A 12,533-nucleotide genomic window follows, 5' to 3' on the forward strand; every position below is an offset into this window, starting at 1 on the left:
ACGCTATAAACCTGTCCAGTTTCATTAGACCATTACATGAACGTGACATCATGCGAAAGCATAGCCCACTTCCATCGAGTGGTTAATCACAAGAAATTTGTAATAAGATTTTAGCTTAGGAATGCAAATGAATTGCTCTTATGAACAATGTGCACCTATAAACGAAGCGCAATGCTGGTCTAACATCGATTGGAAGGCTGCAAAGCGCTACGTAGGATCATTGCAAGCGCGTATTGTGAAAGCAGTAAAGCAAGGGAGAAAAGGGAAAGTTAAAAGCCTGCAATGGTTATTGACTCATTCCTTTTATGCGAAAGCCCTTGCGGTTAAACAAGTAACGGAGAACAAAGGGCGTAAAACGTCTGGTGTTGATGGCGAAACATGGCAAAGTGCTACTAAAAAATGGCGAGCAATCTCATCGCTCAAACGCTCTGGATACAAGGCAAGTCCATTAAGGCGAGTCTTTATTCCAAAGTCGAATGGGCAGAAAAGACCTCTCGGTATCCCCACAATGCTGGATCGTGGGATGCAAGCACTATATTTGCTAGCCGTTGAGCCAGAAGTGGAGACAAACAGTGACGGCAATTCTTTTGGTTTTCGAAAACAAAGGTCTTGTGCTGATGCGATCGAACAATGCTTCAAAGTATTGTGTCGCAAACGTGCGGGAGAATGGGTGCTTGATGCGGACATTAAAGGTTGCTTCGATAATATCAGCCATGAGTGGATGCTAAAGCACTTAAACATCGACAAACCAATCCTTTCACAGTGGCTGAATGCTGGCTTTATGGAGTCTGGTAAGGTATATCCAACACTTGCAGGAACACCGCAAGGAGGAATAATCTCGCCGACGTTAATGAATATGGTATTGAATCAACTGCAAGGAACAATTGAAGAAGCTTCTGGTGTTAAAAGAGGTAAGCACCGTGAAATTCGTTCTAATGTTAAGAGAGTCTCTGTAATCAGATATGCCGATGATTTTGTTGTAACGGCTCATTCTCAAGCGTTTTTGGTAGATACAATATTGCCTTGTATTAATGAATTTATGTCCCAACGTGGTTTGGCATTATCGCCAGAAAAAACGCACGTTAGGCATATATCAGAGGGTTTTGATTTTCTTGGTCAAAATCTCAGAAAGTATAATGGCAAATTATTGGTCAAACCCAGTAGCAAAAGCGTTCTACATCTGATGAATAAGTTGAGACTTACGATCACCAAATATCGCTCTAGTCGACAAGACAGGCTAATCTTTCAGCTTAATCCAATATTAAGAGGTTGGTGCAATTATCACCGACACAGTGTCGCAAAGGAAGTATTTTGCAAGATTGACTCTGATATATGGTTGCTACTCTGGAAATGGGCATGTCGTAGACATCCTAGAAAAGGAAAATACTGGATTAGGGCTAGATACTTCCACTCTGTTGGGGCGCGTAATTGGACATTCTGCACCGGTGATAAACAAATAGGCTTATTTCGGTTAGCAGCAATGCCGATTGTGCGACATCCAAAGATCAATTCCGATGCAAACCCTTACGATCCGACACATGAAACTTACTTTGAATCTCGGCTTGATGTGTTAGTAAATTCTCGCAACAAAGAACGTCTGCATAGATTATTATCACGTCAAAATGGTGAGTGTTTGTATTGCAAAGAAAAAATAACGGCTAAAACTGGTTGGAATATTCACCGCCTAGTACCTTTATATTTAGGTGGTGATAATAAAGCGAGTAATACCGTGGTTGTTCATCCTTATTGCCATAACAGCATTCATAGGAGTCAAAATACTGCTGCGCCATCCTACATGGCGTTATAACGACTTGAGCGGTATGCGGGGAAACTCGCACGTACCGTTCTTAGAGGGCTGGGCTCGAGTAATCGGGTCTGGCTACTCGACAAAAGCAAACGTTCAAATGGCCAACCAAAGCCAGTCTGCAAGAATTTGAGCTCAGTCCAGAGCAACTGGATTGGTTGTTGTCGGGATATGATGTGCTTGGTCATGAAGAGTTGCGGTATAAATCGATGATCTAATCGATCATATTGGCAGTAAATGATCGTTGCCACACCGTTTGTTTTATCTTTGCGTCAAGCAAGAAAACACCGTCAAATTCTGTTAAATTGCGAACATGAAAATTGATGCACACTCACTTCCTGACGACCCAGAACAACTCAAGCGCATGTTGCTTGAGTTGCAACAGCATATGGATGAAAAGTTAGCTGAAAAAGACGCGCAAATTCACGAATTGCTACAAGCTTATAACGCGAAATTAGCCAAAGAGTACGCCAAAAAATCTGAAAAGATGCCGGGTGCAGGCGAAGTATTCAATGAAGCAGAAGATATTCTCGATGAACATGATAAAGCGCTATTGGCCACATCGGCCTCAGTAAAGAAAGAAAAAGCCAAACCGAAACGCCGGCCACTGCCAGCGCAGTTGCCGCGAATTGAGGTGGTTGTTGACCTCGAAGAGGATGACAAAATGTGTGATTGCTGTCAAAGCCCCCTTCACAAAATGGGTGAAAGCAGCAGTGAAGCACTCGAGTTTGTGCCAGCGCATATCAAAGTAATCAAAACCATTCGCCCTAAATATACGTGCCGTCACTGTGAGCGTGAAGGCATTGAAAGTGTGGTAAAAACCGCCCTTATGCCCGCAACAGCCATTCCAAAAAGCATCGCAACGCCCAGCTTGCTGAGCCAAATAATCATGTGTAAATACCAGTTTGGCTTACCACTTTATCGCCAAGAAACCATGTTAGGCGATATTGGTATTGAGTTGAGCAGACAAACCATGTCGAGCTGGATGTTGCGCTGCGCAGACCTGTTGTCCCCTCTGTATCAACGCTTAAAAGACGTGTTGCTATCTCAACCGGTTATTCACGGCGATGAAACCCCGTTAAACGTCATTAATGCAGATAAAGCAACCAGCTATATGTGGCTGTATTGTTGCGGCGATGATAAACCGAGTAAAGGCACCAATATTGTCTTGTTTGATTACCATAACAGTCGCGCAGGCCAATGTGCGGTTGATTTCCTTGATGGTTACGAAGGCTACATGCACGTCGACGGCTACAAGGCTTACGAGCAAACGAATGCAACACTGGTTGCGTGCTTAGCCCATATGCGCCGTAAATTCATCGAGGCTAAAGGCAATAATAAAAAAACCGTCAAAGCAGATGTAGCACTAAACCTTATTCGCAAGCTCTACGGTATTGAGCAAGCCATCAAAGATAAATCGCACGATGAAAAATTCAAGATTAGGCAGAGAAAAGCCAAACCAATCGTTGATGAATTGTATCAATGGTTACTCAAGCATAAAGATAAAATCCCACCAAAAATGGCGTTAGGTGAAGCAATTACCTATGCGATAAATCAGTTTGAGAAATTCAGGCGTTACCTTGATGATGGCAGGCTCAGTATTGATAATAACCGTGCAGAGCGAGCTATAAAACCGTTCGTAATAGGGCGAAAAAACTGGTTGTTCTCAAATACCTGCAATGGTGCTCATGCCAGCGCTATACTTTATAGTCTTGTTGAAACCGCAAAGGCAAATGACCTTGTGGTGCATGACTATATCTCTACTTGCTTACAGCGCCTTGCTGAGCAGCCAGATAACCTTGAGCCACTGTTACCTTGGAATATTAAGCAAAGCTAGGTGTCGTTAGCTATACGCTTACGTTAGTTTAAATACTAAAAAGCCACAGACTAACAAATAGTCTGTGGCTTTTTTAATCAAAATGTAACGGGGTGAATCGCCCCGTGTTTGCCAGAGACTCAATAACTTGAGAAACTGGAACTATGAAAAAATCAAATCGCTATACATCAGAATTTCGTGAACGTGCAATTAGGCTTGTTACCACACAACAGCATGAATACCCTTCTCTTTGGGCTGCGCTAGTATCGATTTCAGATAAACTGGGATGTACCCCAGAAACACTTAGAGCATGGGTCAAGAAATCTCAAGCTCAACCGTCTAAACCCTCTTCTAATACGCAATCAACTGAAGAACGCCTTGCCGTCTTAGAGCGCGAGAATAAAGAGCTCAAGCGAACGAATGATATCCTGAGGCAAGCTGCCGCTTTTTTCGCCCAAGCGGAGCTCGACCGCAAACAGAAGTAATAGTGGATTTTATTGATGCTTGCAGAGAGCATTACGGTGTCGAGTCAATTTGCAAGGAATTGCCGATTGCACCATCAACGTATTATTCTCATAAACAGATACAAAGAGAGCCTGAGCGACTGTCTAACCGCAAAAAGCGTGATGCTGAGCTGATAATACTCATTCGCGAAGTGTGGGAGGATAATATGTCAGTTTATGGTGCAAGAAAAATATGGAAGCAGCTACAGCTTGACGACCATCAAGTCGCCCGCTGTACAGTCGAACGATTGATGCGAGTTATGGGAATTCAAGGTGTTCGTCGGGGTAAAGCACATAAGACAACGATACCTGACGAGCAACAAGATAAGCCACTTGATTTAGTTAATCGTCAATTTACTGCTGAGCAGCCAAATCAACTTTGGGTAGCTGACATCACCTATGTTGCCACATGGAGTGGGTTTGTTTATGTCGCTTTCGTGATAGATGTTTTTTCACGATACATTGTAGGTTGGCGTGTATCAACGACAATGCACACAGAGCTTATTCTTGATGCGTTAGAGCAAGCTATTTGGCATCGTGGCAACCCCGAAGGGTTAATTCACCACAGCGACAGAGGCAGCCAATATTTGTCTATACGATACACTGAGCGACTTGCTGAAGCTGGAATTCAAGCGTCTGTAGGCAGTGTGGGTGACTCTTATGACAATGCATTGGCTGAAACAATAAATGGATTATTTAAAACAGAGATTATTCGCAGAAATGGCCCGTGGAAGAATGTTGATGCTGTTGAATACGCAACGTTAGAGTGGGTCAATTGGTTTAATAATCAACGCTTATTATCTTCAATTGGGTATATTTCACCAGCTCAATATGAAACAGACTACTATGATAATTTAAACGAGTCAGGTAAAGTGGCCTGACTTAAACAAACTGGTCTCCGATGAACTCGGGGCGATTCAGGGGTTTACAGCTGGGTTTAAAGGATAACCTTGAGAAAGGAAGTCTCATGTCCTTATACTAAACCTAAATAACAAGAACCTGAGTAAAATTTACTGGAAGATGACTTTGGTCTTTTGCTTTCTTAAGTAGTATTAATTTAGCTATCAGCAGAGCTATTTAATAATTTACTATCCTCTTTTAGACTTTCTATATGCTTAAGCATAATACCTTCCATTAAAGGGGTTATAGCTGCATTAGCGTCTTTGTACCAAGGTTTATCATTTTGAGACATATTTAGATCGAATGTAAAATTAGCCATAAGATAATATTTTTCATTCAATTGCGTTGCAAAAACGTATTTTTTCTTTGTTTCGTTAGAACGAATCTCTGTATATTTTATCCACTCAATATTATTAAATGTACATTCATCAAATTGAGATATTTCAGGGAAACCTGAATTTAATAAGTTAGACTCTATGTGATGTTGCTTTTCTTCGTCTGAAAATGGTGTAGCTCGGCGAGCAGAATGAGCTTCTATTTCATTGATGAGCTCAGTATTATGCCCTTTAAAATATTTACCTATTGAAGAGGAATTATAATAGTCGTTATATTCTTTTAGAATGGCATGGCCGAGTTCTTTAGCGCTAGTGACTGGAGATGCGAGCTTTCCAATAGTAATATTGAGCCGCAGGCTTCCCAACTCATCTGACATCGGAGTTCGCATTAGAGGCCAATAAAACCAATAGGACTCATGAATTGGAATATATTTAGAATGTCGAATCTGACTGTAGTTAGTTTCAAACCAATTTGCTGCTGTAAAAGGATAATTTACAATTTTTGTTTTAGGTTGTTTCAACGGATTACAAACTGGAAGAGCAACGGTCAATTTAAGCTCTTCGTCTAGGTAATAATGCTCTTTTTGAATATTGTTAAAATCAGGGCCCCCGCGATAACCGCGGAGTATTTTTTTCATTAGCATTTAAGTATCCTTCTCAATACAACCACTCTAAGTATTTTTTTCTATATAATTTAGTACGTCTTGTGCTCTTCGATGATTACCAGCTAAACGCAATTGAGTATGGTAAGACTCTAGTCCCAAATAAGGTAATGTATGGGGGCTGGTTAATTCTGTTCCTAAAAACGTTAGGCCCATAAACTTTAAGCTGCGTATTAAACTACTGGGAGATAGATTATTTTGTCCCGCCATATTAGGTACTACATCAAAGGGGTTACTATTAGCTTGATGTACCAACATTCCCAATCGCGCAGCTGCGGATTTTAATCGCGGAAGGTATGCTCCAGGTGAGTGAACGGCTACTTGTTGAGAAGTTAGTCTAATAGTATGAGTTCTAGCAAACTCTTCAAGTGCCGCAGTAAAAATAATAGCACCTTGGCTGTGTACTACCCATTTTATTTTCTTTCCTTGTTGCTGAGATTGAAAAAAGATGGCCGCTAAATGTTGTGCATTTTGTGATTTAGTTCCTTTGCGTTTATCAAATATGCATTCAACAACGTCATACAGCATGCGATCAGTCGGATTGTGGAATAAAGTGTATGTATCAAAACTATCTTTAGGGTAAGCCACATCTAAGTGAGCGCCCATTAACCAAGCCGCTTTATTTAGATTATTCTGCATCCCATTCACAGCTGCATGATGATTAGAAACCTGAGTGGCTCCAGAACCTGATAATCCCCATGAGTCTTTATTCTGCTGTAACTCATCACTATCCCAAGCCCCATTAAACCGACCACCTTGGCGTTTTACATTGTATAACATGTTTCGTTCTAGGCTTGCTCTTGGCTTTGGTCCAGTGGCACTAACATCGAAATATATATCGTGAATTACCACTTGGTTATCTGCTGTAATTTTAAAGTCTATTAGATAATGATATGACTTGAATTGGTCTCTAGAACGAAATAAGCGCTTAAATGGCAGCGTGCTGTGCTTAACTGAACTACAACTATTTGGGTTTTTGCAAACAAAAGTAATTTCTTTAATCACTTTTTGTTGGTCAAATTGATTTAAATTAGCCAGCATAGCTAAGGCTTGTTGCGTGATCAAAATTCGAGTACTTTTTAGATCTACTGGGTCATAAGCTAAGTTATTTGAGCTATCGTCTCGTCTAGCCCAATATGGTTAAAAGCGGATGCTTTTCCGGAATGTTTCCAAGTCATAATGTTCTTCCTTTTACATTTATCGGGACGGATGATATCTATTCGAAAGCTTTTAGTCTAGTGTGTTTTTAGGATAATATATTTACCAAGAACGTTATGCGGGTAACCTAAATACCGATACTGAGATTTACGATAATACCTCGCCGATTATTACCTTTGCTAAAAACCTAACCGGTAAGCTATTGCTTATTCACGGCACAGGCGATGATAACGTGCATTACCAAGGCTCAAAACGCTTAATTGACGAGCTTGTAAAGCATAGCAATTTTCTCATACCCTAACCGCTCACATAGCTTACGTGAAGGCAAAGGCACCACCTTGCATTACCATACTATGATGGCAGAGTTTTTTGAAAAGCACTTATTAAGCCAATAGCTCAGTAAGTTAGTTTAGAGACTAAAAAGCCACATACTAACAAATAGTCTGTGGCTTTTTTAATCAAAATGTAACGGGGGTTTACATAACGCAATTGCGAGAGAAAAGTTCCAAGGTAAAACTATTGTAGGCGTAAGCTAGTTCGGGCGAATTTAAAATTATGATGCTTTGTAAAGTGCGCCAGCTTCGGCGCACTTAATTAGTCTTATCGCCTTAGATTTTAGCGCGAATACCAAATGCAACACTTCGTCCAGGTAATGGGGTTAGTTGTCGCAAGAAGCTTTGATGAGGACGAGCGTCTTCATCAGTAAGGTTATCAATATTAATATATACTTCACTTTCGTAGCCTAATAGATTTTGGGTCACTGAAAAATAAGCGCCTAATAAGTGATATTGTTGGGAAGCAAATTCACCTTTTGCGACTTTATCTTGTGCACCATGATGCACATAATCTAATGAAGCTGATAGCTGATCATACTGCCAATGCACCGCTAACCCTTGGCTATCGGCTGGCGTGCGCGGCATACTATCACCTTCTAAGTTACGTCGATAATATTCGGCTTCTTGATCAGGTTTTGGGTCAAAAAAGTTTTCTATAGTAAAAGGGTCATAGGTACCATCAAATTGATACACAGGGGTATTTTCTGTTGCATCGGCAAAAGCGCTAAAGGTGAAATCCCCTGCGGTTTTGGTCGCTAATGTATAACTTAATTCCACCTCAAAACCGGTGTTTTCTGTATCTGCTTGGCGCCACTCTTTTACAAACACACCACCACGATTGACCCCTGTATTACCTAAGTAAATGAAGTTCTCGTATTGATTTTCATACCAATTAGCTGTTATAGAAAAATCAGCAAAGCTAATCCCAGTACCAAATTCAGTTGCTTTATTTACTTCCATTTCAAGTTGAGCATTGCCTTGCTCTTCAATCAATAAGGCAAAATGTGGATTGCTAGCATATAGCTCGTTTACCGCAGGAGCACGCTCTGCATGAGTGTAACTGCTTGATACCCACCAACCCGTTAGAATATCAAAGCGCATAGAGGCGACATAATTGTGTAAATTAAATTCTCTGTCTGCGATAGCTGATCCCTGGCCGCGTCCTGGCTCATAGGTAGCTGGAAAGCTTGGTTCATATTCCACTTTTTCGTAACGGGCGCCAAGTTGAGCTGATAACGGCCCATAATTAGCATTTTGTAAAATATAAGCCGCACGTCGATCGCTGTTTATATCGGGTAAGTAATTATCTACGCCCCCGCCTTGGTGTTTACTGCCTTCTAATGCTAGCCCTATCATGCCAGTTAATTCAGATGAAGATTGATAATTAAGTGTAGGATTGAGTTGCCAATTAGAGAGCTCAAATGTATTAACAGATCGCTCTGCTAAGCTTTCATCATCTAATTGATTAGTATAACGGGCTGTGATCTCACCATGGTTTAAAAAGGAGTTATTTTTAAACTCTTTTGAGTAAAGTGCATCAAAACGATATTGATCAGAGTTAATTCTAATTTTTCCCGTTTCTGCCAGCTGATCAGTACCTTTTGAAGTTAAGTGCATAAAGCCGGGAATACCACGATTTGCACGTGTATAACCAAATGAAAAACCAAGCAACTGCTCGTTTGCAAATACTTGACTGCCGCCAAAAGTAAAGCTTGTTTGGTAATTACTTGAGTTCTCTACTTTTCCTTGCAAATTATCAGAACGGTGTTCAATAATTTGCTGATCTAAAGGCGTTACATCAACATATTTAGTGCCGTTATATTCCCATTGTGGTTGACCTAATACCACTTGGCATTGCGCTTGTAATTGACTACTTAAAACTAACTCTGACCAATCATTACATGCTGGATCTTTGGCGTTTTTAGGGACCTTAAAATCCCCTCTTTCACGATGCAGTAAATTTACATTATAAGCAAAGCCTTGCTCTTGTCCTTGAAAGCGGCCTAGTAATGCCGTGCCTGTATTATAACCAGACTGTATTTCTATTTGATCGGTATAATTATGTGCACTATGCTGTAAAGGAATGCGGCCATCATCCACATCAACCAGTCCAGCCATCGCTTCGCCGCCATAAGCAACTGTTGCAGCTGCACCTTTTAATACAGTAATTCGATCAGCAAAAAAAGGCTCTATCGGCACTAGTTGGTCATCACTTACAGATGACATATCTCGAACAGGTAAACCGTTAGAGCTTATCATTACCCGCTGTCCGCCTAGACCGCGAATTTGTGGGCGCCCAGCTGATGCGCCAAAATAACTACTACTGACACCCGATATCTGCGATAAGGTATCACCTAAGGTGGGTGCCTTTTGTTGTTGGAGTAACTCTCCGGTTAACTCTGTTTTACTCATTTGCAGTGTATTTACAGGAGAATATTGTTTTGTTAATGGATTAACTTCAATTCGTTCAATCTCATTAGCATTAACACATGTACCGATAGCTAACGGCAGTAAAGCAATTTTTAAATTTCATACCTTTCATCTTCATTATGTTACAACATAACAATTATAGCGAGAGAAACGTTCCTAAAACAATACTTACTGTTGAATAAATTGCATTAAATCAATTTGAAAATTTAACCGCTGAAAAAATGCCTTTAAAATTAAAGAGTAAATTTAGCAGAGCAAGTGTTTAATAAAAAATTAAATGAGAGTTTATGACAGCTTTAACTGCAAGGTGTAAAGTGAACTAATCCAACCCTGCCAGACTTACTCGAGCAATAAAACCGTTCGTAATAGGAATAAAATTATGATCTCTATGTTTTTAGAGCTATTTACTGTTAATTCTTATGATTGGTAGCTCTTTTGAGCCACCAATCGTCGTGCTAAGCATTAAATTTTAAATGCACCAACAGATTTTAGTAGCTCAGAAGCTTGCTCTGCTAGTGAATCAATTTGCGCGGTATTTTCACTGATCCGAGCCAGTGATGACTGCGAAAGTTCCTCTGTTGCGGTTAAGTTTCTGGTTATATCCTTAGTTACACTTGATTGTTCTTGTGAAGCGGTCGCTATTTGTATTGCCATTTGTGTTGTCACATCAATAGACTGTCCACTTTGCTCAAGTAGGCTGGCTAGTTGGTATACTTTTTCAATTGTTGTCGCAGAGATTTCACTGCAGCTATCAATGTTATTTACCGCCGTAGTGGTGAGTTTTTGTAAATCAACAATAGTAGTGCGAATGCCTTCTGTTGATTTTTGGGTTTTCATTGATAATTCACGCACTTCATCAGCTACAACAGCAAAGCCTCGGCCTTGCTCCCCTGCCCTAGCGGCTTCAATCGCTGCATTTAAGGCTAATAGGTTGGTTTGCTCTGCAATAGCTTCAATGGCGTTAATAATGTCGTCAATCTGCTGGCTCTGTTGCTTTAAGGTAGCCATGATCTTATTGCTTTGGGTCAACTGATCATTCAATGAACTCATTGATTCGCTTGCACCTGAAGATAAAGCCATTGCTTGCGAAACAGAATCTTTGGTTAACTCTGATTGTTCACTACTTTTTTGGGTGTTATTTGATATTTCGTCAGAGCTGTAAGTAAACTCTGTTGCAGCTGTAACCGCTTGCTCAAGTTCGTTAGCTTGTTTACGAATATCATTACCTGTTTGAGTTATTTCTATATTGGCTGATTGCGCTAAGTCTACCAATTGATTGGTTCTTGATTTAATATTTTGCATTAACGCCTGCAAAATACTCACAAACTGATTAAAGCTTTCAGACACTTGGCCTACTTCATCATGGCTATGAATTGTTAAACGCTGAGTTAAATCGGCATCACCTTTTGCAATATTATTCAAAGCTTTGGCAACATCAGCGAGTGGTTTTAATAAATAATGGCCAAGCCAAATAATCAGTAAAATACTCACAACTATGGCCATTAAGCTCAGTGCTAACTGTGTTCCGATCAGTTCGTAAATTGGTTTATTTAATTGTGCGCGTTTAATGACGCTTACGGTATAAAGCTGTGTTTTTGGAATTTTTTCTGACCAAACTACAATAGGCTCTTTTAAATCTAGCTCTTTAGCACTCACTGACGCAGAAGTTATACGCTGTACAACTTTAGATGTTAAGCCTTCGTCGGTCGCAGGTTGGTTAAGTTTTGCAATATTTTTATGGGCAAAAAAGTTTCCTTGTTCATTAATAATAAAGGCTTCACCTTGATTAGGTAACTTAAGTCGCTTGAGGTTATTAAGGATATCAGTCATTTCTATATCAGCGCCAAGCACTACTTGCTCGCCTAAAAATGTTGTCACAACACCTAGAGATACCACTGTTTTACCGGTTGCGGCTGCGACTGATGGGTTAGCCATAAAAATATCACCGGGTTGTAGTGTTGCGTTTTTGTACCAACCCCATACACGAGGGTCATTATTACCTTCAGGTAAAGTGACTCGGTCAGCATTGATTTGCGAGCCATCTTTAAATGCGATAAAAACATTGTCAAACACGCCACCTTGTTTCATTTGATTTAAAGCAGAGTAGGCCTCCTCTTGTGTTTTTACTTGCTCAATCGATTTGAGAATACTTTCTTTTGTTTCCAACCAATCGGTGACGTATTGGTTATAGGCATCAGTTGCTGATAGTACTCGTTCATTAACGGCTTTTTCCATACTGTTAAAACTTAATAGCATGGAAATAAACACGATTAACAAGCAGCTTAGCGTTAGTGTAACACCAGTAAATAAAGCAAATTTTTTATTCAGAGAGAGCGATTTAAACATATTTAGGTACAACTTGTTGTGTTGATTTTAGGTATATTTTTATTTAATAGTTAGACTACCTTATGGGTTACCTACAATAATGCGCGTTGCACTAAAATACAACATTAATTCTACCTGAATGGCTTCAGTCGGCCAATGAATTAAACAATTATTGCTGCTTGTTTATCCCGTAATGTGACTTTAAATTTCAATTCTAAATTCTAAATAAGCTGGGAATATAAGCTATTTAAAAAACGTAAAACTC

7 protein-coding genes, 1 pseudogene and 1 other annotated feature are annotated in these 12,533 nt (G+C 40.1%); of the genes and pseudogenes, 4 read left to right on the top strand and 4 right to left on the bottom strand.

The annotated features are described in order from the left end of the window. Positions 1-127: 127 nt before the first annotated feature. The 3 genes from ltrA (at position 128) to NDQ71_RS21675 (ending at position 5,004) form a co-directional block, all read left to right on the top strand. Entirely contained in the window at positions 128-1,807 is a 1,680-nt protein-coding gene (gene ltrA, locus NDQ71_RS21665) for a group II intron reverse transcriptase/maturase (protein ID WP_301561760.1), read from the top strand. A 310-nt stretch (positions 1,808-2,117) separates the two neighbouring features. Further along, positions 2,118-3,641 (top strand): IS66 family transposase, encoded by a 1,524-nt coding sequence (locus NDQ71_RS21670; protein ID WP_301561759.1) that lies wholly within the window; start codon positions 2,118-2,120, stop codon positions 3,639-3,641. Between the two features lie 143 nt (positions 3,642-3,784). Beyond that, a protein-coding gene (locus NDQ71_RS21675; RefSeq protein WP_223230517.1) for an IS3 family transposase occupies positions 3,785-5,004 on the top strand; the annotation gives its coding sequence in 2 pieces (ribosomal slippage) (positions 3,785-4,073 and positions 4,073-5,004; 1,221 coding nt in all). Further along, positions 4,063-4,179: a sequence feature (AL1L pseudoknot), on the top strand. (Overlaps the previous gene by 117 nt.) A gap of 176 nt (positions 5,005-5,180) precedes the next feature. On the opposite strand, the gene NDQ71_RS21680 is transcribed toward NDQ71_RS21675, so the two are convergent. Next, positions 5,181-6,002 carry a hypothetical protein gene (locus NDQ71_RS21680; protein WP_301562711.1) on the bottom strand — a complete coding sequence of 274 codons (822 nt, stop codon included), beginning with the start codon at positions 6,000-6,002 and terminating at the stop codon, positions 5,181-5,183. Positions 6,003-6,029: 27 nt separating this feature from the next. Further along, positions 6,030-7,085, bottom strand: a complete 1,056-nt coding sequence (locus tag NDQ71_RS21685) for a hypothetical protein (protein WP_301562712.1) — start codon at positions 7,083-7,085, stop codon at positions 6,030-6,032. Between the two features lie 193 nt (positions 7,086-7,278). Here NDQ71_RS21685 and NDQ71_RS21690 point away from each other — a divergent pair. After that, positions 7,279-7,573 (top strand): annotated as a pseudogene (locus NDQ71_RS21690) (alpha/beta hydrolase family protein); the annotation flags it as partial. A 213-nt stretch (positions 7,574-7,786) separates the two neighbouring features. Here NDQ71_RS21690 and NDQ71_RS21695 read toward each other — a convergent pair. Together NDQ71_RS21695 and NDQ71_RS21700 are read right to left on the bottom strand one after the other, a co-directional pair. Then, entirely contained in the window at positions 7,787-9,925 is a 2,139-nt protein-coding gene (locus NDQ71_RS21695; protein ID WP_192540145.1) for a TonB-dependent receptor, read from the bottom strand. A 480-nt stretch (positions 9,926-10,405) separates the two neighbouring features. Further along, positions 10,406-12,289, bottom strand: coding sequence for a methyl-accepting chemotaxis protein (locus NDQ71_RS21700; RefSeq protein WP_192540146.1), 1,884 nt, complete (start codon positions 12,287-12,289; stop codon positions 10,406-10,408). Between the last annotated feature and the right edge of the window lie 244 nt (positions 12,290-12,533).

The organism is Pseudoalteromonas sp. KG3, assembly GCF_030436385.1.
Classification (GTDB): domain Bacteria; phylum Pseudomonadota; class Gammaproteobacteria; order Enterobacterales; family Alteromonadaceae; genus Pseudoalteromonas; species Pseudoalteromonas prydzensis.

What these genes read in the sequence shown, in the direction of transcription:
- ltrA (WP_301561760.1), top strand. Translation starts at nt 128, where the DNA reads ATGAATTGCTCTTATGAACAATGTGCACCTATAAACGAAGCGCAATGC.
- NDQ71_RS21670 (WP_301561759.1), top strand. Translation starts at nt 2,118, where the DNA reads ATGAAAATTGATGCACACTCACTTCCTGACGACCCAGAACAACTCAAG.
- NDQ71_RS21680 (WP_301562711.1), bottom strand. Translation starts at nt 6,002, where the DNA reads ATGCTAATGAAAAAAATACTCCGCGGTTATCGCGGGGGCCCTGATTTT.
- NDQ71_RS21695 (WP_192540145.1), bottom strand. Translation starts at nt 9,925, where the DNA reads ATGAGTAAAACAGAGTTAACCGGAGAGTTACTCCAACAACAAAAGGCA.
- NDQ71_RS21700 (WP_192540146.1), bottom strand. Translation starts at nt 12,289, where the DNA reads ATGTTTAAATCGCTCTCTCTGAATAAAAAATTTGCTTTATTTACTGGT.